This window comes from Actinosynnema mirum DSM 43827 (genome assembly GCF_000023245.1).
Classification (GTDB): domain Bacteria; phylum Actinomycetota; class Actinomycetes; order Mycobacteriales; family Pseudonocardiaceae; genus Actinosynnema; species Actinosynnema mirum.
Genome location: NC_013093.1, coordinates 5,408,292 through 5,434,409, shown reverse-complemented (window position 1 = coordinate 5,434,409; position 26,118 = coordinate 5,408,292). Strand labels below are relative to the sequence as shown.

23 protein-coding genes and 2 pseudogenes are annotated in these 26,118 nt (G+C 71.2%); 8 read left to right on the top strand and 17 right to left on the bottom strand.

Annotated features, from left to right (window positions below; genetic code table 11):
- The first annotated feature begins 162 nt into the window (after nucleotides 1-162).
- From AMIR_RS22805 to AMIR_RS22785, 5 genes and pseudogenes are all read left to right on the top strand, one after another.
- Entirely contained in the window at nucleotides 163-4,407 is a 4,245-nt protein-coding gene (locus tag AMIR_RS22805) for an SMP-30/gluconolactonase/LRE family protein (protein ID WP_015803305.1), read from the top strand.
- A 7-nt stretch (nucleotides 4,408-4,414) separates the two neighbouring features.
- Entirely contained in the window at nucleotides 4,415-4,675 is a 261-nt protein-coding gene (locus AMIR_RS22800) for a hypothetical protein (RefSeq protein WP_015803304.1), read from the top strand.
- Nucleotides 4,676-4,783: 108 nt separating this feature from the next.
- Nucleotides 4,784-5,131: a helix-turn-helix domain-containing protein gene (locus tag AMIR_RS43275; protein WP_425358890.1), complete on the top strand. Its 348-nt coding sequence runs from the start codon at nucleotides 4,784-4,786 to the stop codon at nucleotides 5,129-5,131.
- 810 nt (nucleotides 5,132-5,941) lie between these two features.
- Nucleotides 5,942-6,706 (top strand): annotated as a pseudogene (locus AMIR_RS22790) (transposase family protein).
- Between the two features lie 125 nt (nucleotides 6,707-6,831).
- The gene (locus AMIR_RS22785; protein ID WP_041836957.1) at nucleotides 6,832-7,368 is read left to right on the top strand and encodes a hypothetical protein; all 537 of its coding nucleotides are present in this window, start codon (nucleotides 6,832-6,834) and stop codon (nucleotides 7,366-7,368) included.
- An 862-nt stretch (nucleotides 7,369-8,230) separates the two neighbouring features.
- Here AMIR_RS22785 and AMIR_RS22780 read toward each other — a convergent pair.
- The 3 genes and pseudogenes from AMIR_RS22780 to AMIR_RS42890 all read right to left on the bottom strand — a co-directional run.
- Nucleotides 8,231-8,653: pseudogene (locus AMIR_RS22780) on the bottom strand (transposase family protein); the annotation flags it as partial.
- A gap of 312 nt (nucleotides 8,654-8,965) precedes the next feature.
- Nucleotides 8,966-9,745 carry an IS5-like element ISAmi1 family transposase gene (locus tag AMIR_RS22775; protein ID WP_015803302.1) on the bottom strand — a complete coding sequence of 260 codons (780 nt, stop codon included), beginning with the start codon at nucleotides 9,743-9,745 and terminating at the stop codon, nucleotides 8,966-8,968.
- Between the two features lie 56 nt (nucleotides 9,746-9,801).
- Nucleotides 9,802-9,933, bottom strand: coding sequence for a hypothetical protein (locus AMIR_RS42890; RefSeq protein WP_280956238.1), 132 nt, complete (start codon nucleotides 9,931-9,933; stop codon nucleotides 9,802-9,804).
- Between the two features lie 419 nt (nucleotides 9,934-10,352).
- On the opposite strand from AMIR_RS42890, the gene AMIR_RS39490 reads away from it, so the two are divergent.
- Nucleotides 10,353-11,015: a hypothetical protein gene (locus AMIR_RS39490; RefSeq protein WP_143760860.1), complete on the top strand. Its 663-nt coding sequence runs from the start codon at nucleotides 10,353-10,355 to the stop codon at nucleotides 11,013-11,015.
- Between the two features lie 233 nt (nucleotides 11,016-11,248).
- On the opposite strand, the gene AMIR_RS36065 is transcribed toward AMIR_RS39490, so the two are convergent.
- From AMIR_RS36065 to AMIR_RS22700, 14 genes are all read right to left on the bottom strand, one after another.
- Nucleotides 11,249-12,343: an alpha/beta hydrolase gene (locus AMIR_RS36065; RefSeq protein WP_015803301.1), complete on the bottom strand. Its 1,095-nt coding sequence runs from the start codon at nucleotides 12,341-12,343 to the stop codon at nucleotides 11,249-11,251.
- 97 nt (nucleotides 12,344-12,440) lie between these two features.
- The gene (locus AMIR_RS22760; protein WP_015803300.1) at nucleotides 12,441-13,151 is read right to left on the bottom strand and encodes an HAD family hydrolase; all 711 of its coding nucleotides are present in this window, start codon (nucleotides 13,149-13,151) and stop codon (nucleotides 12,441-12,443) included.
- Complete coding sequence (locus tag AMIR_RS40530; protein WP_015803299.1) at nucleotides 13,148-13,777, bottom strand: hypothetical protein; 630 nt, start codon at nucleotides 13,775-13,777, stop codon at nucleotides 13,148-13,150. The genes AMIR_RS22760 and AMIR_RS40530 overlap by 4 nt, the downstream gene beginning before the upstream one ends.
- A gap of 467 nt (nucleotides 13,778-14,244) precedes the next feature.
- On the bottom strand, nucleotides 14,245-14,952 hold the full coding sequence (locus AMIR_RS22750; protein WP_015803298.1) for an HAD family hydrolase: 708 nt from the start codon (nucleotides 14,950-14,952) through the stop codon (nucleotides 14,245-14,247).
- Nucleotides 14,949-15,119 carry a hypothetical protein gene (locus tag AMIR_RS40525; RefSeq protein WP_015803297.1) on the bottom strand — a complete coding sequence of 57 codons (171 nt, stop codon included), beginning with the start codon at nucleotides 15,117-15,119 and terminating at the stop codon, nucleotides 14,949-14,951. The genes AMIR_RS22750 and AMIR_RS40525 overlap by 4 nt, the downstream gene beginning before the upstream one ends.
- Nucleotides 15,120-15,393: 274 nt before the next feature.
- Entirely contained in the window at nucleotides 15,394-15,903 is a 510-nt protein-coding gene (locus AMIR_RS22740) for a hypothetical protein (RefSeq protein ID WP_041836954.1), read from the bottom strand.
- 330 nt (nucleotides 15,904-16,233) lie between these two features.
- Nucleotides 16,234-17,478: a helix-turn-helix domain-containing protein gene (locus AMIR_RS22735; RefSeq protein WP_015803295.1), complete on the bottom strand. Its 1,245-nt coding sequence runs from the start codon at nucleotides 17,476-17,478 to the stop codon at nucleotides 16,234-16,236.
- Between the two features lie 413 nt (nucleotides 17,479-17,891).
- Nucleotides 17,892-18,920: a DUF4238 domain-containing protein gene (locus tag AMIR_RS36060; protein WP_143760858.1), complete on the bottom strand. Its 1,029-nt coding sequence runs from the start codon at nucleotides 18,918-18,920 to the stop codon at nucleotides 17,892-17,894.
- Between the two features lie 286 nt (nucleotides 18,921-19,206).
- Complete coding sequence (locus tag AMIR_RS22725; protein WP_015803292.1) at nucleotides 19,207-19,917, bottom strand: hypothetical protein; 711 nt, start codon at nucleotides 19,915-19,917, stop codon at nucleotides 19,207-19,209.
- A 286-nt stretch (nucleotides 19,918-20,203) separates the two neighbouring features.
- Nucleotides 20,204-20,677: a DUF2690 domain-containing protein gene (locus tag AMIR_RS22720; RefSeq protein WP_015803291.1), complete on the bottom strand. Its 474-nt coding sequence runs from the start codon at nucleotides 20,675-20,677 to the stop codon at nucleotides 20,204-20,206.
- A gap of 255 nt (nucleotides 20,678-20,932) precedes the next feature.
- Nucleotides 20,933-21,202 (bottom strand): hypothetical protein, encoded by a 270-nt coding sequence (locus tag AMIR_RS22715; RefSeq protein WP_015803290.1) that lies wholly within the window; start codon nucleotides 21,200-21,202, stop codon nucleotides 20,933-20,935.
- A 350-nt stretch (nucleotides 21,203-21,552) separates the two neighbouring features.
- Nucleotides 21,553-21,849 carry a hypothetical protein gene (locus AMIR_RS22710; RefSeq protein WP_015803289.1) on the bottom strand — a complete coding sequence of 99 codons (297 nt, stop codon included), beginning with the start codon at nucleotides 21,847-21,849 and terminating at the stop codon, nucleotides 21,553-21,555.
- 325 nt (nucleotides 21,850-22,174) lie between these two features.
- Nucleotides 22,175-22,834: a hypothetical protein gene (locus AMIR_RS22705; RefSeq protein WP_143760856.1), complete on the bottom strand. Its 660-nt coding sequence runs from the start codon at nucleotides 22,832-22,834 to the stop codon at nucleotides 22,175-22,177.
- Between the two features lie 161 nt (nucleotides 22,835-22,995).
- Nucleotides 22,996-23,193 carry a hypothetical protein gene (locus AMIR_RS22700; protein WP_143760854.1) on the bottom strand — a complete coding sequence of 66 codons (198 nt, stop codon included), beginning with the start codon at nucleotides 23,191-23,193 and terminating at the stop codon, nucleotides 22,996-22,998.
- Between the two features lie 332 nt (nucleotides 23,194-23,525).
- Between AMIR_RS22700 and AMIR_RS22695 the strand changes: the two genes are divergently transcribed.
- Both AMIR_RS22695 and AMIR_RS22690 read left to right on the top strand, forming a co-directional pair.
- Complete coding sequence (locus AMIR_RS22695; RefSeq protein WP_041836949.1) at nucleotides 23,526-23,981, top strand: hypothetical protein; 456 nt, start codon at nucleotides 23,526-23,528, stop codon at nucleotides 23,979-23,981.
- 281 nt (nucleotides 23,982-24,262) lie between these two features.
- The gene (locus AMIR_RS22690) at nucleotides 24,263-25,966 is read left to right on the top strand and encodes a hypothetical protein (RefSeq protein WP_015803285.1); all 1,704 of its coding nucleotides are present in this window, start codon (nucleotides 24,263-24,265) and stop codon (nucleotides 25,964-25,966) included.
- The last annotated feature ends 152 nt before the right edge of the window (nucleotides 25,967-26,118 follow it).

The window sequence follows — 26,118 nt, the reverse complement described above, 5'->3', positions numbered from 1 at the left end:
CGCGGGCAACGGTGCCGTTCCCGCTCTGAGCTGCGCACCGGCTCCACCGGGAGGCGGCGCGGCGCTCGCGCTCCGCACAAGTCGCCACGCGCTCAAGCGCGCGTTCGAGCTTTTCCGTTCGCGGTTTTTCGACACCCTGCTGATTGTCTTCTGGGGGAATTGATGCGGTTTGTCAGAGCGATCGCGGTGACCGCCGCGGCGCTGGTGCTCGCGGCCTCGCCCGCGACAGCCATCGCCGATCCGGCCTTGTCACCGGAAGTCACCGTGCCCGCGGGCGGGAAGCCCTCGGGCGCGGTGGACTCCGTCGCCGTCGAGCAGCGGGCGGCCGTCATCGGGCAGTCGTGGGAGCAGTCGCGCGACCGGGTGGTGGTGGGCAGCGGCGACAGCAACGGCTTCCACCTCATGGTCGCCGACGCCGCCACCGGCTACCACTGGTCGACGGTGGCCACGCTGATCGAGCCCGCCTTCGAGACCGACGCCTGGATCGGCAACGTGTGCGTCACCGGCTCCGGTTCGCGCGCGGTCGTCGTCTACGCGCCCCGCACCTTCACCAACCGGGCCGATCTCGCCGACCGGGGCGGCTTCGTCGCCGTCGTCGACATCCCCAGCGGCGAGGTGCGCAAGCTGCGGGTGCAGGCCAGCCTCGCGTACTTCAACCCCGGCTGCGGCCAGGGCGAGACCGCCGTGCTGACCCAGGGCGCCGGCGAGGACCTCGACCGCACCCGGATCCTCGAGCTCGACACCACCACCGGCGAGTTGGCCGAGCCGATCGTCGTGCCCGGCCAGCTCACGTCGGCGGTGCCGACCCCGCACGGCGTCGTCGCGGCCGACTCGGGCGCCCTCGTCCGGGTCGCGGCCAACGGCGAGCGCCGGGTCCTCGCGCCCGCGACGGGCGTGCCGTTCCGGGTGGCCGCCGACGCCGACGGCGGCGTGGTGTTCATGCAGCGGGAGAAGGGCGACAACGCCTCGGTCCGGCGCGCGAGGACCACCGCGCGCGGCCCGGCCGAGGTCGACACGCTCGCCACCGGCGCCCTGATGGACCTGGGCGTGGCCAGCGGGCGGGGCGGCAAGGTGTTCGTCACCGGCCGCAAGACCACCTCCGCCGCCGGCGCCTCCGCCAACGTCGTGCTCGTCGACGCCCCGGTGGGCGCGACCCCCTCCCTCGACGGGCAGATCGCGGTGACCTCGGTCAAGCGCGTCGACGCCGTCGACCCGAGGGCGCCGCGGGTGGACCCGCTGACCCCGCAGCAGGTGGAGATCACCGCCAAGTCCCTGGTGACCGGCGCGGAGTTCACCCTCGCCGCGGTCGCGAAGGAGGCCGAGAACAGGGGGACGTCGCTCAGCCCCGCGCTGGTCCAGGCCAAGGGCGACGACGCCCCGGCCGCCCGCGCCCTCGGCGACGACCCCGCCGACGGCGACACCCGGTACTGCTCGGTCGCCCGCAACGACCCCCGCAACCAGGCGATGCAGCCCAAGCCCCGGCAGGTGGAGTGGGCCGTCGACCAGGCGATCACCGGCTCGCTCACCGTGTCGCGGCCCGCGAACTGGAAGAACCTCGGGATGCCCGCCTACACCCCGCAGGGGCTGTTCCCGCCACGCGCCCTCAGCGGCGGCGGCCGGGTCCCGGCGCAGGTGATGCTCGGGATCACCGCGCAGGAGTCGAACATGTGGCAGGCCGCCCGCTTCGCGGTGCCCGGCGTGACCGCCAACCCGCTGATCGGCAACTACTTCGGCATCGACTACTACAACGACGGCTCCGGCGACGACTGGACGATCAACTGGGCCGACGCCGACTGCGGCTACGGCATCACCCAGCTCACCGACGGGATGCGGCTGGCGGGCAAGACCAAGCCGGGCGAGGTCGCCCTGCCGTACGACTCCCAGCGGGCCGTCGCGCTGGACTTCGCCGCGAACGTCGCGGGCGGCCTGCGCGTCCTGCAGGACAAGTGGAACCAGACCAGGGGCGCGGGCCTGGTGGTCAACAACGGCGACCCGGCGCGCGTCGAGAACTGGTTCTTCGCCGTCTGGGCCTACAACTCCGGCTTCTACCCCCAGTCCGGCGCAGGCCAGAACGACGGGGCCTGGGGCGTCGGCTGGCTCAACAACCCGGCCAACCCGCGCTACCCGGCCAACCGGACCCCGTTCCTCGACGTCAGCTACGAGGACGCGGCCCACCCGCAGGACTGGCCCTACCCGGAGAAGGTGATGGGCTGGGCCGGTCACCCCATCGAGCTCATCGAGACCCCCGGCAACCTCGTCGCGGGCTACCGGGCCGCCTGGTGGCTGACCGAGGCCGACCGCTGGGCGGTCAAGCCGCCGGTCACCCAGTTCTGCGACAGCGGCAACAACTGCGAGCCCGGAGCCCAGCACACCCCGAACGACCCCGAGGTGATCGGTGAGCCCGCCGGGCCGTGCGCGCACCGCAACGCCTCGGGCAGGTTCGACCTGAAGTGCTGGTACCACACGTCCAACACCTGGAAGCCGAACTGCGCGACCACCTGCGGCAACGAGCTGCTGCGCTTCGACCCCGGCTACGCCTACCAGGACGACGCCACCAGCTACCCGCCGGTGTGCGCCAACACCGGGCTGCCCGGCTCCGCGCTCGTCGTGGACAACCTCGCGCAGTCGGTGCCGCCGGTCCGGCCGGGGTGCACGAGACCCGCGAGCAACGGCACCTTCGCGTTCTCCTTCCCCGCCGCGTCGAACGGCACCTACCCCGGCAAGATCGACGTGCACCAGATCGGCGCCGCCTACGGGGCGCACTTCTGGATGAGCAACACCCACCGCGACCCCGCCCGGCGCGCGGTCGGCACCTGGAAGCTGGACCGCGCGCACACCGGCCCGATGCGGCTCATGGCGCACGTCCCCGACCCCGGCGCCCGGACCCGCTCGGCCGACTACCAGGTCAACGCCGTGCGCGGCGGTCGCAACCGGGTGCTCGACCAGGGCGGCGGCAGCGGCAACCGCTGGGTCAACCTCGGCACGTTCATGTTCGACGGCGTCACCCCGACGGTCAGCCTCGGCAACGTCACCCCCGACGGCGACGGCAGCCAGCGGATCGCGTGGGACGCGATGGCGTTCATCCCGGTGCCCGGCACTTTCAAGGAGGAGAGCGTCGAGTCCGTGGCGGTGTTCGACGAGGACCAGAACATCGACACCGAGGCCCCCAGCTCCTGGCTGGCCGGTCCGCTCGCCAACCGGCAGAAGCTGTACGACTGGGCCACCTCGTCCAGCTCGGGCATCCTCGGCCTCGGCAGCTGCGCGGGCTCGCCCACGTCGGGCTGCGCACCGGCCGCCCTGCGGACGGCGATGGCCGACTGGCGCACCCAGGTGACCACGGCGGGCACCGACCCCGTCAACCACCCGGACGGCGCCAGCATGGGCACCTGGATCGGCTTCGCCCAGCCCCACACCGACCGGCCCACGACGGACCAGCGGCCCGCGCACTTCGACGACGACGACCGCGTCAAGATCCGGACCAAGGCGACGGTGACCTTCGTCGCGGGGCCGGACGGGAAGGTCGTCGCGGGCAGCGAGTACGCCGTGTACGAGCACCGCACCGGCAACACGCACCTGCCGAAGTTCTTCATGGACCTCATGCGGGCGATCAGCTCCGACTACGGGATCGCGGCGCCGGACCTGAGCTACACCATCGCGGACCTCAACGCCCACAACGGGACCTCGACCAGGGCCACCCCGACGTCCACCGGCATCCTGCCCGGCCGGGCCTACGCCTACGCGGGCAAGAAGCCGACCCCGGTGGACTCCACCGGCTCGCCGTCGACGGACAACGCGGTCTGCGTCGCGGCGATCACGGTCGCGGGCGGCTCCATCGGCTACCGCCCGATGCTCGGCGAGTCCGGCCCGGTGGACAACATGGCGGCGTGGGTGGACCGCTTGGAGGGCGACTCCAGGGTGCCCGCCAAGGTGGCCGACCTGGCGGAGGCGGTCCGGGAGATGTTCTTCGACGACGGCCTGCTCGTCGGCGCCGAGTCCAGCATCTTCACCCAGGCCCCGCCGATCTGGCAGGAGCTGAACTTCAAGGCGTGCGCCGACGGCTCCATCCAGAAGATCGTGGACCGGCCGCTGCTGCGGGCGAGCTGGATGCCCGACCAGTACCTGTACCACAACGGGAGGGCGATGAACCTGAACGGCGGCTTCTCCAACAGCAACCAGCCGGTCTGGCGCGGTGACTTCAAGAAGTTCAGCGCCCTGCCCGACCCGAACCAGGAGTTCCCGCTGTGGCCGAACCCGTACGGCCCGTGCGACTCGGCGACGGACCGCTCGGGAAACCCCTGGGACATCACGGCCGCGCCACCCCAGAACCCCGGCGTCAACCCCGGTAGGGCACACTTCTGCCTGGACCGGAACCTGGCGACCGACCCGTCGCACAGCTGGGGACAGTGAGGCGCGCGTGGTAGTCATCGCACTGCTGGTGCTCATCGCCGTCGTGTCGGTGGTGCTCGCGTCGCTGAAGGTGGGCGGCGGACGAACGACGACAGTGCTGCTGGCGCTGCACGTGGTGGCGTCGGTGGCGCTCATCGCCACCCTCGAAGGCCCGCTGAACCTCTGGATCATCACCCTGGGACCGGGCCTGCTCGTGGCCGCGATCCGCCTGGTCACCACCCTGGTGCGATCGGGCCGGGCTCGCGGGGCGGCGGGCGGGCCGGGCTAGCGCGGCAACCCGGAGGGACGACCCGGTGATCGGTCTGGCCGGTTGACGGGTCGGGCCGGATCGGCCCGGATCGGCCCGGCCCGGATCGGTCGGACGGCGAAGGACCCGGTGCGGTCGTGTCGCCGAGCGCGTGCGGGATGCGATCCACGCGTTCACCGAGCGGGGTTCGCGGCGCTGGACCCAGAACGGGGCGGGGGACGCCCGAGGGCGATCGGTGAGGCGGTCCGTGAACGGATCCGCCTGATCACCCGGACGTCCCCCGCCTCCTGGGGCATCACCGCGTTCTCCACCTGGTCGCTGTCGAAGCTGCGAGACCACCTGCTCGACCGCGGCACCGTCGCGGCATCGTCGCGGTGCTCAACCGGGAGCCCCTGCGCCGCATCCGGCACGCTGGCGCAGCGTCCTGGTAGGGCACCTCCACCTGGAAGACCTCCACCGACCCGGAGTTCCTGGTGAAGCCGCACCGAATCCTGGCCCTCCACGACCACCCGCCCGATGACGGCCGGGTGATCCGCGTCGACGAGAGCCCACTGGGCATCGGTCAGGTCGGTCGGGTAATGGCGCCGCCGAGCGACGGGGTGGTGGGTGGCGGCCAGACGGCAACACGGGGTGTCGCGGAACACCGTGCGCGCTTCGGGCACCGTCTCGCGGCACTGTTAATAGGGTTTTTCGCGCGTTCAAGGAGGATGGCTGTGTCCACGATGGATAGACGTGTCGAACTCGCTCTGGCCGGCGGGTTTCGGTGAAGGGGGTTCAAGCTGGGTGCGACAAACACGTGAGTAGGGGGTCTGCGATCGGCTCGGAGAGGGCTGAAGTCGGCTCTCCGGGGTGCAGAAAAATCCCCAGTGACCTGTGATGGTCACTGGGGATTCAGCTTATATCTCAACTTATATTGTGACCGAGAGGTTTTTGTACACTTAAACGTGGGATTCCGTCCACCTCTACCCCTGAGGGGGAGGTGCATAAGTCGAGCGTAGCAGGCATTTGCGGCCACTGTCCAGGTGGGACCCGTCCCACATCGAGTTTCCGCTTGAATGACCGAAGAGCAGCCCTCTAAGGGTCGTCCTGGTGGGACTCGAGCGTAGCCAGGATCGCCGGACCTATCATTGAGCCTTTTTCGTCCTGGCCTTAATGCGTTGGCAGGTAGGGGTTTGCGGTTGTGACTGGTTGGCACTGACGCGGTGTGTCGGTCCCTGGGCATGGTGAAGCCCCTGGTAGCGGAGCCATCGGCCAAGATCGCTCCGCATCACCAGGGGCTTCGCATGTTTGTTCTGTCGTGCCGCGCTGCCATTGTCACATCGGTCCCTGAGGTTCGTGTCCGGCCTGATCCGTGCGTGCCGCCGGGAGCTGGGATCTCGGTGGCGCAGACTCGACGCTGAGCAACAAGCCCTACTGGTCCTGGTCCACCTGGGTAAAGGAGAGCCGTTCGCCGAGGTAGGTGCCGGGTCCGGGGTCTCGGCCACCACCTGCTGGCGATATGTCGACGAGACCGTCGAGCTGCTCACCGTGCGGTCGCCGAAGCTGCGGACGGTGACACGCCGGGGCTGGGCCTATGTGGTTCTGGACGGCACGCTGATCCCGATCGACCGGATCGCCGGCGACCGCCCGTTCTACTCCGGCAAGCACCGGATGCACGGGGTGAACCTGTAGGTGATCGCGTCCCCGGACGGCATGATCCTGTGGGTGTCCGTCGACCTGCCCGGCAGCGCTCACGACACCGCCGCGGCCCGGATCTGGAACATCCTCGCCGCCCTGCGCCATGCTGGACTGGCCGCCCTGGGAGACAAGGGGTATCACGGTTACGACCCGACCGGCCGCCGCCTGGTCACCCCGTACAAGGGCCGCGACAAGCCCGAGTCGCAGAAGGACGCCAACCGCGCCCACGCCCGCCTGCGCGGCCCCGGCGAACGGGCCAACGCCCAGCTCAAGACCTGGCGCATCCTGCATAAACTCCGCTGCTGCCCCCGCCGTGCCAGCCGACTGGCCAAAGCCGTCCACGTCCTACAGAACTACGAGACCACCAGAGGATGAAAAAGGCTCAATCATCGCCGACGACCGTAAAATACTCGAAAGGGGCAAAGTTGGAATCCGTGAAAAAACTTTCAAAAGCCGTTGATTGGCCTACAAAGAACTTTCCCAAGGTGGATTGGAGTTCAGTGGAGGACGAACTCGGATCCCCGCTGCCCGTCGACTACAAGGAGCTTCTTCGCAACTTCCCGCCAGGGGTCTTCATTCCACACTGGGGGACTTCGATAATTGTCCACGCCCCCATGGTCGTCAACGGGAAGATCGACTACTTGAGGCAGTTCACCACCGAAGTGGAGGAGTTGTCGGACTGGCGGGATCTGCATCCCGAAGACGTCAGGCACCCCATCCACCCCGAACCCGGCGGCCTCATCCCCTGGGCGAGGTCGGACAGGGCCTGCCTGTTCTGGGTGCGGAATTCCCCCCGGCCGGATGATTGGACGGTGGCGGTTTCCAGCGGTGGAATATGGCGATACGACGACGAGCCGGTAGTCGAGGAGTTCGACTGCGGTGCAGTCGAATTTCTCACCAAGGTGACGTCGGGAGCGATCCGAAGCCGGGTTCTGGCGCCGGATGAGAACGAATCCCCTCGAACCAGTCCGGGCTTCTCTCCGCTGAGCGCGGAAGAATGGGCAAGCATATCGGTAAAGAACTCCACGGAAAGCTGACCCGTTTCGTCGCCGTGTCTGCGTCGACACACAAGGCCAAAGCACGTCCGTCCGGCCCCTGTCGCTCCCGGCAGTCCGCAGCGGTGTCGCCGCGGATCACCGGACGCAAGTGCGCCTATCGGAACGAACGGAGCCGTCGGTAGCAGGCCAGGTTCAGGAGGTCCTGGTGGAGGTCCACCCGGTGGAGGCGTAGTCGTCGGTGCTGGTGCAGGCAGCAGGGCGCGTTCGACCACCCAACGCAGGGGTGCCCGCCTCGGACAGCGCGACTGTCCGAGGCAGGTGATCGGCTGGTATTTCCCCTGTCTGGGAAGGATTGTCCGGTCGGCCATCTGTCGTGGCCACTGCCGGCGAGTGCCACACATGCCTGCCGGGTTTGCGGGCGACGCGGCCCAGGGTGGGGTCCCGAGCATCTGCCCCAACACGGTGATGTCGCGGGTGTCGGCGGTGCCGATCACGACGGCTGGCACATGACCGACGCCGTCGACGACGGACAGGGTGTTCTTGAGCAGATCCTGCGGCGGTGGACCGGGTCCGGACGGCAGCGTGTCACCCGGTACCCGACGCTGCGGCTTCCCGGACCGTGAAGCGGCTGTCCCGGCCGAGTCTCGAACGCAACTGCCTGTACACGGGATCGTCGCCCCGAAGCAGGGCTCGGGCAAGGGCACGACGGACCGCGCCTGCGGGATCGTCCGCCAGACGCTGCCCCAGGTCGGGGTCACGCCCAGGCGATGCGCCCCGGGTGCGGGCGGCCAGGGCACGGATCGCCGGAAACAGTGAGGCGGCCAGGACAAGCAGGTTCTCGCGCAGCACCCGTGCCGGAACCCGGCCCAGCGTGTCGCCCAACACCTCCGCGTCCTCGGGCCTGTAGGACGTGGACGGCTTTGGCCAGTCGGCTGGCACGGCGGGGGCAGCAGCGGAGTTTATGCAGGATGCGCCAGGTCTTGAGCTGGGCGTTGGCCCGTTCGCCGGGGCCGCGCAGGCGGGCGTGGGCGCGGTTGGCGTCCTTCTGCGACTCGGGCTTGTCGCGGCCCTTGTACGGGGTGACCAGGCGGCGGCCGGTCGGGTCGTAACCGTGATACCCCTTGTCTCCCAGGGCGGCCAGTCCAGCATGGCGCAGGGCGGCGAGGATGTTCCAGATCCGGGCCGCGGCGGTGTCGTGAGCGCTGCCGGGCAGGTCGACGGACACCCACAGGATCATGCCGTCCGGGGACGCGATCACCTACAGGTTCACCCCGTGCATCCGGTGCTTGCCGGAGTAGAACGGGCGGTCGCCGGCGATCCGGTTCTCCTTGACCTGAGTGGCGGAGTAGTTGGCAGCGTGGATCAGCCGGACGTCCCCGTCGACGACCTCACCACCGAGAGCAAGCCCTCGCGTGTGTGGCGTGCACACGGCTCTGGACACGTCCGTCGCTGCAGGCCAGGGCGGCGCAGCGGTGGCAGCGAAGCGTTCGTAGGGGTGTCCCGGAGATCGTCACCCGTTCATGGCAGGCGTCGGAGGCCGGGAGGAGCGAGCACCTGTCGTCCGGTCGAGTGGGACATGATCTGGTTGGTAGGGATGTCTCGTAACTGATCTCGTGAGATGCCCCGGCGGTGCCGGTCAGCCGGTGATGGCGAGGTTGTGAAGATGGGCGATGCCCAGAGCGGTGTCGTGCAGGGTGTGGGCGGCGCGGCGATGGTCGCGCAGGATCTTCCAGTTCTTCATCCGGGCCAAGGTGTGTTCGACGCGGGCGCGGATCGCGCGGTGGGTGGTGTTGAGGTCTTCCTGCCAGTCGGCAAGTTCGCTGCCGTCGCGGGGTTTGCGGTAGGGCATGATCACGCCGGTGTTGCCCTGGTAGCCGCCGTCGGCCATCACCGGTCGTCCGGCGAGGGTGTCCTTGATGCCAGAGTCGCGGTAGACGGTGCAGTCGTTGCGGTTGCCCGGTCGCGGGTCGCCGATGTCGATGACCAGGCGGGTGTCGGCGTCGATGGCGACCTGCAGGTTGGTGGAGTACCGGTAGTTCTTCGACCTCGCCGCCAGGCGGTGATCACGAGTGGGCACGAGGGTTCCGTCGACGATGGCGATCTGGTCGATCCGGCGGCGCCGCACCGGCGCCAGGGCCAGCAGCGGGCCCAGGCTGTCCACGACCCGATGCGCTGCGGAGTGCGATACCCCGAACAGTGGTCCGATCTGGCGCATCGTGAGGTTGGTCCGCCAGTAGGTCGCGACCAGCAGTACCCGGTCGGCCAGGTCGAGCCGCCATTGCCGACCGGGGCGACCGTCGGCGATCGTGTCACCGCCGCGTTCGGCCACGACACGGACCAATCTACGGAACTGGCCTGGTTGCAAGCCCGTGAACGGGACGATCCACTCCGATCGGGATGCTGATATGACCTGCATCCGACCATGATCGCCGATCGGCCATGGCGACCGATCACCGAGTTACGAGACATCCCTTAGGCGTCACCGGCCCGCAGCTTGGCGCGCGGGTCGCCCCACTTGGGCGAGTTGACCGCGAACACCTCGCGGCGACGCAGGTGCCGGTGGAACTGCTCCAGCACGCAGAACGTCCACGCCCGCGAGTCCACGCAGTCCGGCTCGACCTCCGGCGAGGCCGGGACCGGCCCTCCGGCCGCCCGGCACCGCCCGTCCGACGGAAGGAGGGCCCGGCTCCTCGTCCCGATGCCTCTGGACCTGCCGGCCCGAATCAGGACATCCTGGCCCGATCGGGGCTGCCGCCTAGCATGCCCATCGCATTCTTAGGGCATGAATTTGTAACCCGTTCGGGTTATCGTAGGCGGTTTTTGACCTCTCAGGGCTCGACCGTTGCCTTATCTGCCGGTTTTCAAACGCGACGCCGCCGAGATGTTGTCAATGTCAAATCTTCCCCAAGTGCATTGGCCTGATCGGCTTCCTTGGTTAGCTTCTACGGTCATGACGGCGCTCGACGAATCGGAACGGGAGGTCGTGCACGAAGCTGTGCCGGTCGACGCGTCGCCAGGGTAGTGTGAAGCAAGATCATTTCTTGACCGGAGGGTGCGTTATGGTTAGTGCAAAAAGGGAAAATAAATCCGTTCCGTCGCCTGTCGGCGACAGTGTGGAAATGAAAAAAGAGAAAGCGGAAGAAAGGCGACATAAATTGCAACGACGCGCCGTCATAGTCGGGGCGTCCATCGGGGCATTGGCTGGGATCTTGGCGGCTTACATTAACTACCTGAAACCCTCCCCATCCCTGCCGGAGAATCCTCCGACTATCACGTCGATGCCCGCCACTACCACTGCCACAACCAACACGAACTGCTGTGATCCAAAAGACGATGAGAAAAGGTCGCCGTTCAATTGGGCATGGCACGATTACACGCTCAATGGCACGATGGTGTGGTCGAAGGGAGATAAAAATCCGAGGATGAGCGGAGCTTTTCTTTTGCCGGACGAGTCTGAGTCTGCGCGGTGCTCGGTCAGGGTTGGTTTCCGGTCGTTTAGGGCCGGTGACGTGTCCATGCAATACCAGGACCGCAGGTGCGAGAAAACTGAGGAGTGGCCTCTTTACGGTCCGGTCTGGTTCGAAGGGGGGCGAGAAGTTGTCCGGGTCGATGTCATGATCTTCCTCGACGGTAACGAGGTCGCGAAATACACCTGCCTGCGCGCTGCGGACTGCAAGAAAGTCTGACACGGTGACGCGGCAGAACCCGGCGGGGTGAGCACTTCATCGCGGTCCCGTCCGGCTGTGTTCGGTCTGCGCAGGATGGGCGATCCTGCGCAGACCATGAATACCGGAACTTTTCGCGTGCGGACCCGCCGTCGACGCCTCAGCCTTCGACCTATCCCGCAGGCTGAACGCGTGCCGTATCCCCTGCGGGTGGCCACCCCTGCGCAGGCAGGGACACCGTAAGTACCCAAGACTCACTGCGTGGCGTCGAGTGCGCCGGGCGTCATCGCCGCGGGGACGTCGGCCGTCGCGGACGCCCCGCCCTGCTCGACCAGCGCGCGCACGAAGCTCTCCAACGTGGCCACCAGGTACTCGTGGCCCTGCCGTTCGTAGTGGGGGAAGTGGCCGATCCCCTCCGGCATCGGCAGCAGCCGTCCGGCCGTGGACAGCCGCCGGGTGCGCTCGTGCAGGCCCCGCCAGATCGCCTTCGCCGGGCCGGGTTCGGTGCGGGAGAGCACCCACAGCGGCAGGTCGCCGAGGTCGGGCAGCCCGCGCGCGGCGGCGGCGCCGCTCAGCACCCCCGCCCTCTCGCGCAGCCACGCGGCCTGGTGGGCGGGGCCGCGCACGCGCCAGGCCGCCCGCGCCCGCCACGCCGCGGGCAACACCGCCGCCTGCGGCGGGTGCATCCCGGCCCCGGTGACGACCGCCCGCGCCCGCCACCACCCGGTGGTCCCGAGCAGCCGCGACCCCAGCGCCCGCACCTGCCGGCGCAGGGTCACGGCCCGGTCGAGCGGGGCCAGCGCCGCCCGCGCGTCCTCGTGGGAGGGCTCGATGAGCACCATCCCGGCGATCCTGCCCGGCGGGCACATCGCCGCCGCCGCGCGCGCGACCAGCCCGCCCAGCGAGTGCCCGACCAGCACCACCGGCAGCCGCCCGTCCTGCCGGTCGAGCGCGTCCAGCAGTTCCAGCAGCTCGGCGGCCAGGGCGGTCGGGGTGCGGGGGGCCAGGCCGCCGGGCGCGGCCGGGCTCCAGCCCATCCCGGCGCGGTCGTAGGCCATCGCCCACACCCCCTCCACCCGGCCGGTCAGCTCCCGCAGCACCGGCAGCATCTCCAGGGCGAGCGCGCCCAGCACCGGGAGCGTCACCAGGCGCAGCCGGTCGGTGCGCGCCGAACCTCTCACCCGGCGCGGTGTTCCGTCCTCGTCCAGGTGGTCGGGTTCGACCACGTGCAGCCGCCGGTGGGTGTCGAGGGGGACCAGGCGGCCCGGCGGGCGCCGGGCCTGCGGGGCCTGGCGCAGCGCCGCATCGGCCCGCTCGGCGATCGCGATCAGGCTCCGGTTCCCGCTCACGCCGCCCCCCGCCGCGCCTCGCGTCGGGGCGGGCCCGCCGGTGGGGCGACCGGTCCACCGGGCCTGGTCCGCCCGACCGGCGGAATGTTCTCGGGGTTCACCGCGCGCCGCCGCCGACCAGCTCCGCCCCGACGGCCGCGTTCTCCTCGCGCGGCAGCGGCAGGGGCGCGCCGGTCTGCCCGCGCAGCAGCGCCACCAGCGCCCTGACCCGCGTCACCTGCGCCCACGGCTGCTGGGCCGCCAGGTCCTGCGGGGTGCCCATGCCCCAGGTGACCGCGATCGCGCGCATCCCCGCCGCCCGCGCGGCCCGCACGTCGGTGACGGTGTCGCCCACCATCACCGCCCGCTCCGGCCCGACCCCCAGCAGCTCGCACGCGGCCGTCAGCATCTGCGGGTCGGGCTTGGGCCGGGCCTGGCCGCAGGTCAGCAGCGCCCCCAGGATCGGGCTCAGGCCCACGTGCTCCAGCACCGCCTTCGCGCGGTTCTGGGACTTGTTGGTGGCGACGGCGACGGGGACCCCGGCGGCGTGCAGGGCGTGCGCGAGCTCGACCATGCCCGGCACCGGCCGCACCAGGTGCGTGAGCTTCGCGGCGGCGGCCAGGTAGCGCCGCATCATCGTCTCGGGCAGGCCCATCGTCCTGAACACCTGCGCCACCGGTGGGCCGGAGAGCGCCCGGAAGTCCGCGACCGGTGGCAGCCCGTCCCGGCCCTCCTTGGTCCAGGCGGTGGTCAGCGCGGCGGTGGTGACGGCCTTGTTGTCCACCACCGCCCCGTCCAGGTCCAGCACCACCGCCCGCACCGGGATCACGACGCCACCCGCCCGGACACGACCCCGGCCCCGACCCCGACCCCCGTGTCGGAGACGGCGGCGGCGCGCTCGGGGGCGCGGGTGGGGCCTGGGTCGAGCAGTTCGGCGCGCAGCAGCGGCTGGGCGCAGCCCGAGCAGCGCGGCGCGCACCCCGTGCACGCGGTCAGCTCCACCAGCAGCGCCCGCACCCGCGGCGGCAGCGTCGGGTGCGGCCCCGGCTCCAGCGCCACCCGGCGCAGGTCGGCCTCCAGGTGCGCGCGCAGCAGCCGCACCGCGTAGATCCGGTCGCCGTCCACGACCTGGTGGGCGCTGTCCTCCTCCCGGTGGGCGCCGTCGTCGTGCTCGTCGCGGTGGGTGCCCGCGTCGGCGAGCAGCAGCAGCGCCCCGGTCCGGTCGACGTGCCGGTGCGCCACCGCCGCCCGCAGCAGCCCGGCCCACCCGATGGGCCGGTGCGGCGGCAGCACCGGTGTCTCCACCCGCGCCTGGGCCTGGTCGTGCTCCGGGTCGGGGGCGTGCTGGATCTGGGAGGGGGCGAACAGGTCGACCTCGGTCAGGGGCTGCCAGGTTCGCGGCGGCGCGCCGCTCCCGCTGCTCGGGCGGTCGTGGGGCAGGACGGTGATCGTCATGACGAACTCGCAATCGCGGGGGATCGGTAACGGGGTGGCGCGCCGCGCGGGCGCGCCGGGAAGGGCGTGTGGCCGGGGCCGACGCCGAAGATCACGGTGGTGGGGCCGGTGGCGACGCGCGAGCGGGCACGCCGCCACCGGCCCGCCCGACGCCGTCCTGTCCGGGGAGGACGAAGGAACGCGGCGCCGGGCATCACCCCGCCGGGTCCGGGGCCCTGGGGACGCCGATCCCCAGGGACCCGGCGGGGACTCCGCTCGGACGCCTCCCACCATGGGGCGCTCGAGCGGGGTGGGGGGTCAGGGGCGGTCGCGGACCGCCCGCCGCGCCGCGCACGCGGGCGCGGGCTGTGCACGGTGCGGTCGCGTCGGGTCCGGTGACCGCAGCAGCGGCGGCGGGGGATGGGTCGGGCCGCCCGGCCTGGTGCTGTCCGCGCAGGCGGGGTCGGTTGCGCGGGTGGTGGACGTGTTCACCAGCCCGTCCCCACGCGGCGGCGCGTTGCCTTCGCCGCCGGGGTGGAGGTGCCCACGCTCAACGACAGCAACTGCTTCAGCTCCTCCACGCCGTCGACCAGCGCCCACGGGGCGGTGGCTAACGCCGGGCGCGTGCCCGCGCCCCAGGAGACCGCGACCGTCCGCATCCCGATCTCCCGCGCGGCGCGCACGTCGGCGACGGTGTCGCCCACCAGCACAGCCTCACCGGGGAGCACGCGCAGCTCGTGGCAGGCCCGCGCCAGCACTTCCTGCGGGGGTTCGGGCGGGATCGTGTCGGCGGTGACCGTGGCCCGCACCCACCAGCTCAGCCCGGCGTGCTTGACCAGCGCCCGCGCGCAGGTGCGGTCCTGCCCGCTCACCACCGCCACCGACGTGCCGCCGGTGTGCAGGTCGCGCGCCAGCTCCACCATCCCCGGCACCACGACCGCCAGCTCCACCAGGTCGACGTACGCCTCCAGGTAGTGCCCCACGAACCCCTGGGGCAGCCCTAGCCTGTCCAGCAACGGCGGCGACGGGAGCCCAGCCGCCGTCCGGAACGCGTCCACCCTCGGCACGGGCATCTCCAGCAGCCCGGCCGCCCTGTCCAGCGCGGCGGTGGTCACGGGCAGGGTGTCCACCGTCGTGCCGTCCAGGTCCAGCAGCACCGCTCGCACCCGCGCGCCCGCCCCGTCCGCCGCGCTCACCCCGCGCTCCCCGGCGTGCGCCCGGCCGCGTCCTGCGGCGGGCCCGTCGCCGCGACGGGCGCGGGCGGGTCCGGTGCCGGCGGCGCGGACGACGGCGGCGGGGAGGCGGCCTCCCAGGCACCGACCAGCTGGCCGCTGTTCGAGAAGCGCAAAGAGGTGACGTCCATGTCGGGCTCCAAGACGCGGAGGAGGGGGCTGACCACGCGCGTCGTGGACGACGACGTGCGGCTACCCCGAACGGGGAAAGAGGGGGAGGTGGGGCCGGTGGCGGCGCGCGCGGGCGGTCATACCCGTCGCCACCATCGGCCCCTGGTGTCCCGACGTCGCCGGGGCTCCCGTCCCGGCGACGTCGGTCTTCCCCGCCGGGCACCGATCCCAGCGGGGGAACCCGCCCCTCATCACGTTTCTGCCATCACGCGACAGGGCGGGGGCAAGGGGAGGTCAGGCTGAGGCGGGGGAGTAGCGGGCCCTGGCGGGCAGGCGCGCGCACAGCGGGCAGCCCGCGCGGGCGAGCAGCCCGGAGGCGACCGCCTCGTCGGGGTCGTCGGGCACGGGCCGCGCCAGGCGCACCCGGCGCCCCAGCCCGTCCGCGCCCCGCAGCGCGCCCGCCACCTCCCGCCCTGCCTGGGCCTCGGCCACGCAGGTGGAGTGGACGATCTCGGGGACCGCCACCCACCGACCCAGCTCGGGGAACCACACCGCGACCCGCTCCAGGCCGAGGCCGGTGATCCAGTCGGCCACGGCCACCGGGTCGCGCAGTACCACGTCCACCGGGGCGTCGACCGGCACGACCGGCGGCGCGGACGGGCTGTCCCAGCTCCCGTCCCACTGGTCGATCCGGTGCCCGTGGAAGTGCCAGCGGGCCGGGGCGCTGGGTGCGAGCGCGTCGAGCACGATGCCGGTGAACGCCAGGTACGGGCGCGTCGACAGGGGGCGGGCGGACTCCGACACCGGGGATTCGCTTTGGCGAACACCCGTGGGCGGGGCGGAGATCGACATGCGCACACTCCAGGGTCAGGTGGACGGGTCCCGGCGCCGCCCAGCAACGCGACGCCGGGACCCGGTGGCCGAACGCGAGGCGACGCCCCTGCCAGAGGCCCGCATCCGGCCCGGCGGCTCCCCGTGCCGGTCGTCCCTACCGCGCAGGGGAGCGGGTTCGAGGACGCGCTAGGGCGGGGACGGGCGGCGCGCGGTGGAGCGGGAGGCGGGGGTGACGGGCACGACCGGGACGCTAGGGCACTCCGGCGCCGAGAACTTCACTGGCAGTGAACCCCTATGAACTCAGCGCACGCCGAACCGGTTGCGCAGCGAGTCCAGCTCCCACACCCGGCGCTTGGCCCGCCGCGCCAGCTCGTCCACCAACGCCCGCGCCACCGGGTCGTGCCGGATGCGCAGAGGGGCGATCTTGTCGGCGGTGTCCAGATGCCGCAGCGCCTGCAAATCCCGCGCCCCGTCGGCCTGGGCGAAGCCGCGGGCCAGGTCGAAGTGCAACGCGCCCCGCCGATCCGCCGAGGTCAGCGCGTCGGCGTAGCCCGGCACGGCCTCGGTCCGCTCCGCAGCCTCCACACCCCCACCGGCCTCCACCGCCGCCGACAACGCCCACGCCCGCACATTCGCCGGCCCGAACGCGTACTCCAACGTGTTGCGCTCGCCGATGCGCCCGGCCAGCTCCGCCGCCCGCGCCAGGTGCCCTGCGCTCTCCGCCGCCCGCCCGGCCTTGGCCGCCAACTGCGCGCTGGTCAGGTGCAACATGCCCGCCGCCTCGGCCGCCACCGGGTCCGCCACGCCGGGGTCGGCCACCGCCGACACCAACCCCAACGCCTCCCCGGCCACCCGCTCGGCACGCCGCCGCGCCCCCAACCTGCTCAGCGCCCCGGCCGCGCTCATCGCCGTGAACCCGACCAGGGCCGGTTCCTCCAGCAGCGCCGCCGCCTGCTGCCCGCGCGTGGCCGCCGTGACCGCCAGGTCCGCGTTGCCCAGGCTGCGCGCCACCGAACACGCCACCACGCACGCCTCCGCCAACGCCGCCAACGCGACCCGGCGCCGCCCGCCGGGACCGGTCACGGCGTGGATGTGCAGGCCGGTCAGCAACTCCCCCAGGTGACGGCCCGCGTCGGCGTAGCGGCTGTGCGCGCAGTGCCGGTTCGCCCGCGCCGCCCACACCACCAACTCCGGCAACGGCCGCACCACAGCCACGTCGGGCACATCGTCCAGGGTGACGTCGTGCAGCGCCACGGAGATGCCCGGCAACGTCGCCAACGCCGCCGCCCCCACCCGATCACCCGGCGGGTAGGGCTGGCCGGTCAGGTCCGGCACCGCGCAGTCCAACGCGAACGCCAGGTCCTCCAGCAACCCGCGACGCGTGAAACTGCGCTGGCCGCGTTCGAGCATCGACAGGTACGACTCCGAGATCCCCGCCAACCCGGCTGCGGTCTTCAGGCTCAGACCCCGGCGGCGACGCGCCGCGCGCGTGTGCACGCCGATCTCCGCGGAGGACGGCCCTCCCGCGCTGCCCTTGCTGCCCATACGCGCCACGGTAACCGCGTACAGGTGGCGTACACCGCGAAGCCGGCCCGGATCGCGATCGGGTGTGGTCGCGGCGACCGGGGTGCCCCCTGGCGCGGAGCGGTCCCTGGGGGGCGCGTTCTATCCGGTCGCGGCGGCGATCTCCAGCAGCTCCTCGAGCGTGACCCCATAGAGCCTGCTGCTCAGCCGGTGGGTGCTCCGGCGGCGTTCCATGACGGCGTTGTAGACGCCCAGCATCGCCTGAGGCCCGCGAGTGCACAGAACTACGGAAGCGACTCCAGGTCACCGCGACGGCAATTGCCGCTCTCCATCACGACAACACACTACTGCGCCAGGAACTGGAGTAGGCCGGCGGAATCATCTCCCTCGACGAGCGCCGCCGCACATGACATCAAGTGAACCTGCCTCCACGTTCACGGCGATTCGGATTCGGATGTCTCCTGCGGCGGAGGATGTTCCGTGAGCCACCGCCGTTCGATTGTCCAGCCCGGCTCCATGACCGGATACTCGATCACCCAACTTGGACCGGTCCCGGTTTCGCCAGTCCACGGCCTCGGCAGTCGAGGGCCGACCAGATCAAGGTGTCGGGACGGGTCGTGGTCTCGATGGCAGAAGACATGTGAATCGGCGGCTTCGAAGACCATGGCACTGATGATCTGACCGATCCCCTGATCCATTTTGAGTAGATGATCGACCCGCTTCTGCGGATCATCTCGTCGATCGCTCCAGTTCGGGAGAAACAGGAAACGGTGGGGATCAAGCGGAAGGACAACATCCCAAAACGATGTCGCCAGCAACTGGTTCTCGTCGTCGTGTCCATTCACGACGACAACCGGCACGTCGCCAGTCCATAGACACAGATCGCTGAAGCCCAGGCCCCACGGTCGGGAAAAGATCGACCAGCTCATGCGGGCAAGTTGATCTACCATGAACCTGACCTGCAAATCTTTACCGGCCAACGACTTGATGGACTGAGGCACCGCCAGTTGGCCCGTCCCTTCGCTGGCGAGATGCAGCAAACGTCTCCGTTGTCGGACGTTTCGCACAATCTGAGCGGCGATCCACCAAGCCATTTTCATTCGAAGATCATCCTTCAATGGCCACCGGTCAGGGCCGGGCAGCGCGCCACGAGGGTCTTCCAGCACGGCGTCGAAGGCGGGCACCGCGTCGCCTTCAAGCTGGCACAGAAGCTTCTCGAGCTGCTCGCCATAGAAGTCGGTGACGGCGGCGACGTTCTTGACGTTCGCCTCGAACGGCTGGCCCAGCTCCTCAACTCGACGCGCGGCGATGAACCACTGCTTGCTGCGCGGCTTCCGCTGCCAGCCGAACCGCCGCAAATACATTTGCGGCACGGTGTGATCGTTGGTCAACCTCGCCTCCACCTGACTGCCATGCGCAGCCGTCTTAGCCAACAGCATCACTCGGGAAGTGGTGCCGGTCACCACATGATGGCCCTCTGCTGGCTCGCAGACGGCTCATAAGACACTCGGAAGCCGGAGAACACCTGTACGTGAACATCATCTCCGCGGGCACCAACCCGTGCGTGCGCGCCCACGTCGACGAGGTCGTCAACGAGACCACCGGCGGGCGGGTGGGCTTTTGGCCACGAACAACCGGCTCCTGGACGGGGAGCCGTACTACATGCAGGTGACCGCCTGACCCGGGCGTGGCCCGCACGAACCCCCGGTCCCCGCGCAGCCCGACCCCCTCGGCGCGGGGCCGGGGCTTCTACGGCAGCAGGCGCCCGCTCGCGCTGCCGCCGGGGAACGCCCCGCCCCAGGCCGGGGCGTGCGGGTCGCGGCCGAGCGGCAGCGGCACCACCGGCACGTCACCGGGGCCGGGTCCGCGCCGCCCGGCGTCGTGCTCCTCGTGCGGCAGGGCGGTGACCTCCACGCACTCCAGCAGGGCGCGCAGGTCCTGGGTGTCCAGGTCGACCCCGCTCACCCGCCGCACCACCTCCAACGCCTCTCCGCTGGCGAAGCGCCCCAACCCCGCCCCGTTTATGGTCCCGGCCGCGTCGACGGCGCGGGCCAGCAGGTGCTCCGGGTCTTGGTCGCGCAGCCCGCCTAGCGCGGAGACCTCGGCCAGCACCCGACCGTCCTCGGCGTGCAGCACCCGCGCCTGCACCGGCGTGCCGCCCACCGCCAGCATCCGCCCGCCCCCGGCGGTCACCGCGCGCGCCACCGGCCCGCGCACGCCCTGCATCGTCCACGTCTCCCACACCAGCAGGCACTCCTGCCAGCCGGGACCGCCCGCCACCGCCCGCTGCACGCCCAGCCGCACCCGGCCCGGCCGCTCCCGGCCCGCCCAGACAAGCCACCGCCCGCGCTCCAGCCACGGGCCGGCTGTGGCGCCCGTGCCCCAAGCCGCGAGCAGCCGTCCCGGCGGCACCCCGACCACCAGCGAGACCATCACGTGATCGACCAGCCCTAACGACACCAGCCAATCTCCTGCCCGATCAGGCGCGCCACCGGAACCGGCCCTGGGCGCGCGAGGGCGCGGAGACCACACGGGGACGGCACCCGCCATCCCCTGTCCGGTGCGATCCTGCCAGCCGTGGTCGGTGCGCTCACACCCCCGCCAAGCGGGGAGAAGGTGTTCTCTGGTTTCCCCACCGGGAGAGCCTGTCGCGACGGCGACGAAGCGTCCGGACCACCCGAGCGCGGCTTCGACAAGGCAGTGCCGTGCTCCGTGGAAGGACGGTCGGCGCCGATGGGCCGAAGGGTCAGCAGACGACCTGGTGGGTCGCCCCTGCCGAGTAGGTCTCCGCGTAGTGGCTGCCGTCCGGCCAGCGCAGCCATACCTGGAAGCGGACGCAGGTGGAGCCCGGCGCGTAGACCTGCGGCGTGTAGGTCGGCCCAGGGTCGAGGTCGTCCTCGCGGATCTGGCCTGCCACCGCGTCCGACGAGATCCACTTGAGCGTGGCACCGCCAGCCGGATTACCCCGGACGGTGATCCAGTTGGTCTGGCAACTGTAGGAGTAGTACACGTCGACGTAGGAGACGACCCGCCCGTACTCGGTCTCGATCCCCCTGGTCGCGACGAGCGCGGCGTTCCTGTTGCAGTACGAGGGGGACGCGTTCGGGAAGATGCCGTGGTGCTCCGGTCCGGCAAGGGCGGGCTGGGCAGTCGCGGTGGCCACGGCCAACGCCGCGAACATCGTGGCCGCGACGCGCGCGGCGGTGCGCTTGAAGAGCATTCTCGGTTCCTCCCCACCGGGCTCCTGCCCGGCCTGAGCGGTCGTCCACGTGCCAAGGGAGAACCCGCTTCAGGCGGGTTCTCCCCGACGTGTACCGAGACGGTGACACGACCCTCACCGCGTGACACCGCTCTTCGGCGGTGGTGACCCGATCCGGTGATCCTCATCGGCCGCACGGCGCGCGAGGGCACCGCTGTCGTTTACCTGCGTGTCCTGGTAGCCGGTCCGGCGGGCGGATACCGGGGGCTTGCCAGGTCAGGTGCGGTTGTCGACCGAGGGCAGCAGGTCGGCGGCGTTCTCCAGGGCGGTGTTGTCGAGTCCATAAAAGGAGCACAGTGCCGAGGCCGCCAGGTAGAGGAAGCTCGCGGCCAGGTCCACCGGCCACACCGCCTCGGACAACTCGGCCCGGCGGTCGCAGTAAACGTGATCCCCGTGCCTGGTCTCGTGCAGGAACCGGGACAGGTACAGCTGGTTGGGGTGCGACAGCGACGACAACCGGTCGTAGACCCCGTGGACGCCGCGCACCCCCGCGTGGTCGGCGAACCGGCGGACACTGCGCCCGAGCCCAGGGAGCTGCTGCCCTGCGACCTCCCACGACGGGCGCGGGTCCTTGTCGACCTGCCCTGCCAGGCCAGGTCCTGCAGGATTGTTGTGGGAAACCTGCGCACCACCTCGGCCTTGACCTGTTCGCGGTACTTCTTGGCGGCCTTCTCGTCCGCCTTGGGCTTTTTGCGGGCTCGGAAGGATTCGACGTGGCGACAGGCGTTGGCGAGCTTGTCCATCCAGAGTCGGGCCACCCGCTGCTCCGGGGTGATCTCCGGGTCGAGCAGCCACCCGGCGTGCGAGACGTTCTCCACCACCGCCCGCGCCAGTGGTCAGGTGGTCAGGACCAGGTTCCCCGCAGCCACCAGGGACCGCAGCGCGGCCAACTGCCCGGCTGCGACATCGATCAGGAGGGCGGCTCCCTGCCCTGCCCGGAAGCACTCGTGGGGCGACCAGTCGGGGTGGAGGGCCGCCAGCACGGCGTCCTCCTGCCCGCACTGGCTGGTGGGCGCGGGGAGGACCTTGAGCTGCTGGCCGGTCACTGCCCACGCCTGGTCCAACACGTCGAGCCGTTCCACCCAGCGGCGCGGCTCTTCTTCGTTGCGGGATTCAGAGGGGACCTCGTTCATGGCGGGTAGTGAACCGGAGTCCGGAATCCGAAAGCACGCGGATTTCGTGGTAGGGCAGCGTCCCCGTCGTCGCCTGGGGCGGGTGGCCGATCACGCCACCCTGACCGCGGGGTCGGCCTGCTACGCCACTGGTGCGCGGAGAAGGACGAGCTCGCCCCCCTCGGGCAGTTGTCGGGCCGGGACCACAGCGCTGCGCGGGACGACACCAGTCCGGTCAGTCCTGGTCGCCTTGCGTCCTCTGCTCGCGCTGCGTAGGAGTGCCTTCGGGTTCGTCGTCGGGAACGCCCTCCGTTCGGGGAGCACCGACCAGAGCGTCCAGAACCCGCTAGTCGGTTTCCGCCGTGGGCCGCCAGTCCGAGGCGTTCGCCCCACGCGGGTCCAGCGAGCCCACCCGCACCCAGTGCCTGCCGCCCAGATCGCTCCAGTGCACCTCCGCGCGCACCGCGTCGGGATCGTCGTCCATCACACGGATCATGTGCGTCTTCACCTCCTGCCTCCACTCCCGCTCATCGGGCCTGGGGTAAGGGGCGATCCAGCTCTCGCCCGGTAGCAGCATGTCCTTCTGACGGACCGCAATCTGCATGTCGTCGACGATGAGCTCCCCCACCTGCTGGCTGTGCAGTTTCGGCACGACCAGCCGGGTGACCGGCTCCGGGCCGTGGTTGACCACCAGCACCCCCTGATCGGTGCAGGTCGCCACGACCAGGAACGCGTGCGAGCGGGCCGCCTCCTGGTCCCGCAGGTCGGCGGCGCGCCGGTCGCGGGAGGCGATCCACAGGGCCGCCGCCACCGCCGCGAACGCACCCAGCCCGCCCACCCACTGCCCCAACGCTGCCCACCCGTCCACGTCGAGCAGCCACTGGCTCCGCACCGCCGCCGTGACCGCCAGCAGCGTCCCGATCACGAGCAGGGGCAGCGCGCTCGCATCGCGTCGGGCCGCCCACGACATGCTCACCACGTCCGGATTCTCCTTCGGCTCGCTCATGGCGTGCAGCATCGCGCACGCCCAAAAACGGCTGCGCCACCACACCCTTCAGCCGATCGGAGAGTGCGCCGGCCGGGCAGCCCGCGCAGTGCTGTCCCGCTGGCGACGGCACTCGGCGGATATCAAGGGCGCGTCGTGTGGCGAACCGCGCGCCGCGCGCCTCATCGCAGGGGCAGGTGCCTGCCCGCGTAGCCCACGCACACCGATCCGCCCGTGCCGGTGGCGTCCAGGAAGAACAGCCGGGGCGCGCCGTCGCCCTGCCCCAGGCGAATGTGCGCCCGGTACAGGGCGCGGCCGGACGGGTCGACCTCGGCTGGTACGGGGCGTTCGCGGTGTCGGCGCAGCTCCGAGTCTTTCATGACCGAGTCGGACCCCCGGTGACCAGTCTGTCCACCGCCGACGACGCCCACCAGAATGTCCCCAGCAGCTCCCGCGCCTCGCCCATCGGTCCGTTCTAGTCCGTCGCCGCGTCCGCGTTGCCGCGCTTGACGATCCGCTGGACACCACCGTGCGAGAGCCCCGCCAGGGCCGCGATCGCCCGACTGGACTCCCCCATCCCGCCAGGCGACGAACCAGGTCGTTGCGGCGCCGCTCCAGCTCACGGTGCTGCTCGGCGACCTCGGACAACTCCTCGGCCACCCCCTCGCGCAGCACGCCGCGCAGCGCACGCAGGCGTTCCTCGCCGTCCAGGATGAGCACGGCATCCTGCCGCACGCGGTTCCGCCTCGGCGGCGATCTCCCGCAGCTGCTCGTCGGTGGTGTCCGCGGCCAACCGCTCGGGCGCCACGTCGTACCACTCGACCGCCTCCACCGTCCCGACCAGCTCGGCGTCGACGCAGTAGGAGTCGATGGCCTCGCGGATCCCCCGCTCGGCGCGTTCGACGTCCTCGTCCAAGACAGCGACGTTGCGGCCCAGGCTGGCGTCGGGCTCCATCCGAGCCCCCGCCAGGAGGCGCTCGGCCAGGGGGCGATCTCGTGCAGCAGCTCGCTCGCGGGCGGTCCCGGCTGGCAGGAGTGCCTGCTGGTGTGGGAGACGTGGACGATGGAGGGCGCGACGGAGCTGGCCGTGCTGACGACGGCGTTGACACCCGCGGCCACGATGGTGGCGATCGGGCCGGTGAGCATCGCCCGTACCCGCCTGGACTAGCCCCCGCGCCGCAGCCGCCCCATCCTTCGGGTGACCCGAGCCGGATACGAAAGAGCCCGACGGTCGGTCGCCGAGGCCACCCCGGCCACCTGGTCGACGCGGAATTGTCGGTGGATACCTCTAGGCTCGGGTCGAGCGGCGTTTCCCGGCACGAGCGGGGATTCGCGCCCACGTCAGCACAACAGCACGATCAGTCCGGTCGTGAGGATTCCAACGCCTCCTTAAGGCGCGTCGCAGCCTGCGCGCGCCCGTCCGCCTGCGCCGACGTGAGGACTTCCACCATGCACCGCCGCGTCATCAACCGGTACGCCGGCACCTGCCGCCTGTGCGGCCGGGACGTGCCCGCCGAGGGCGGCCTGGCCGTGAAGCAGAGCTCCGGCTCGGCCTGGGAGGTCGAGCACGATGGCGGGTGCCCGCCGAACCCTCACAACCCCGGTGGCGCGCCGACCTGGGAGGTCGGCGGCGGCGAGGGCTACGGCCAGGAGCCGTTCACCACCGGCGCCACGACGCGCGAGCAGTGGTGGACCGGTCGCGGCGGCCCCGCCCCGGAGGAGGTGCCCGGCGGCGCGCTCGTCTCCGAACGCGAGGGAAGCCGTCAGGTCAGCGGGGTGGTCACCGTGGTCACCGCGCGCGAGCACTACTACGCCGAGGACGGCTTGGTCCACGGCGTCGGCCGCGACAGCGGCTTCTTCTTCTCGGCGCGCGTGCGTGCGGCCACCGAGGCGGAGGCGGCGCCGGTCCTGGAGGCCGAGGCCCACCAGGCGGTGCGCGAGGAGCTGTCCGCCCGGTGCGCGCGGCTGCTGGACTGGCTGGTCGGCCGTGTCCCGGACGCGTGGCGGCCGCCGTTCGGCGACCCGACGCTGGAAGGGCTGCCCGCGCTCGCGCGGGTCCCGCTGCGCCCGCACGAGCAGCAGCCGCCGCACGGCGACGAGTTGCTGCTCGACGAGGCGGGCGGTCGGTTGTGGACCGTGGTGCACCACGGCGGGGACGGTGACGACTTCTCCCTCAACAATGTGCGCGGCCACATCGCCACCTGTCACCCGCTCACCGACGAGCGCCGCCGGTTGGTGGCCGACCTGCGTGCCGAGTACGGCTCGGCGTACGAGTGGGCGCGCGCGGGTATCGCGCCCGCGCCCGCCCGCGTCCTGGCGGACGCCGGTGTCCTGCCGCACCAGGTCACCGGCCATGACTGCGCGGTCTCGATCACCGACGTCCGGGACGCGACCGCCTACCTCGCCCGCACCCCCGACCAGTGGGCGCAGGCGGGCTGGGCCTGGCCGAGGGGGCGTCGCTGGCCTGCGGCTCAGGCCGGGCTGCTGGCCGACGCGGGAATCGGCCACGAGCGCGCCGAACAGCTGCGCGCCGCCGGGCACACCACCGTGGAGCAGGCGCTGGCGGCCGCACCCCCGCAGGTACCCACGACGACTGGCCGTTTCGTGCTGCGCGGCTGCACGGTCGGGCCGCGCGTGCAGATCACCGACGACCCCCACGAGGCCCGCCGATGCCTGGAGCACGATCCGGGAGCCTGGTCGCGCTGGGAGCACGTCCCCGACGTCACCGTGCTGCACGTCAAGTCCTTCGCCGACACCGGCTGGCAGCTGTGGTCGGACGGCGCCCTGTCGATCGGCTATTGGTGCGCGCCGAGCGAGAGCGGACGGCCGCTCTCGCTGTCCCCGGCCGCCGAGGAACTGCTCGACCTGGTGGTCACCGCTGGCAACCCGGAGATCAGGGACCGGGCGGTGTGGCACCCGCTGCTCACCGCCACTACGCACCGGGTGGTGCGGGTCGACGGCCGCGAGGAGAGCGACGGCAGCGACACCGGGCTGGTGCGCCACGACGTCACCCTGGCCGACGGCACGGCCTACGTGCTGTGGGAGGTGCTCACCCGCTGGCAGCACCACGGGCAGGACTACGACGAGGGCGAGAGCCGCTGGATCAGCGCCGACGAGGCCGCCGCCCGGCACCACCTCGCGCACCGAAGCTGAGATCCCCGCCAGCCTCGATGACCGCCACAGCGTGGACGACGTCGGTGGTCATCGGCGAAACCGCACCCCTACCTGTCAAGCCATCAGTTGCCACGATGTCAATCAGGTGCTTGACATTCGTCCGAGCCATTGTCAATCTGTAGCTTGACGCA

Bases quoted from the DNA above. Each gene is read 5' to 3' on its own strand.
- AMIR_RS22805 (WP_015803305.1), top strand. From the start codon at position 163: ATGCGGTTTGTCAGAGCGATCGCGGTGACCGCCGCGGCGCTGGTGCTC.
- AMIR_RS22775 (WP_015803302.1), bottom strand. From the start codon at position 9,745: ATGCAGGTCATATCAGCATCCCGATCGGAGTGGATCGTCCCGTTCACG.
- AMIR_RS40530 (WP_015803299.1), bottom strand. From the start codon at position 13,777: ATGACGATCACCGTCCTGCCCCACGACCGCCCGAGCAGCGGGAGCGGC.
- AMIR_RS40525 (WP_015803297.1), bottom strand. From the start codon at position 15,119: ATGGACGTCACCTCTTTGCGCTTCTCGAACAGCGGCCAGCTGGTCGGT.
- AMIR_RS22735 (WP_015803295.1), bottom strand. From the start codon at position 17,478: ATGGGCAGCAAGGGCAGCGCGGGAGGGCCGTCCTCCGCGGAGATCGGC.
- AMIR_RS22720 (WP_015803291.1), bottom strand. From the start codon at position 20,677: ATGCTCTTCAAGCGCACCGCCGCGCGCGTCGCGGCCACGATGTTCGCG.
- AMIR_RS22710 (WP_015803289.1), bottom strand. From the start codon at position 21,849: ATGAACGAGGTCCCCTCTGAATCCCGCAACGAAGAAGAGCCGCGCCGC.
- AMIR_RS22705 (WP_143760856.1), bottom strand. From the start codon at position 22,834: ATGAGCGAGCCGAAGGAGAATCCGGACGTGGTGAGCATGTCGTGGGCG.
- AMIR_RS22700 (WP_143760854.1), bottom strand. From the start codon at position 23,193: ATGAAAGACTCGGAGCTGCGCCGACACCGCGAACGCCCCGTACCAGCC.
- AMIR_RS22695 (WP_041836949.1), top strand. From the start codon at position 23,526: ATGAGCACGGCATCCTGCCGCACGCGGTTCCGCCTCGGCGGCGATCTC.
- AMIR_RS22690 (WP_015803285.1), top strand. From the start codon at position 24,263: ATGCACCGCCGCGTCATCAACCGGTACGCCGGCACCTGCCGCCTGTGC.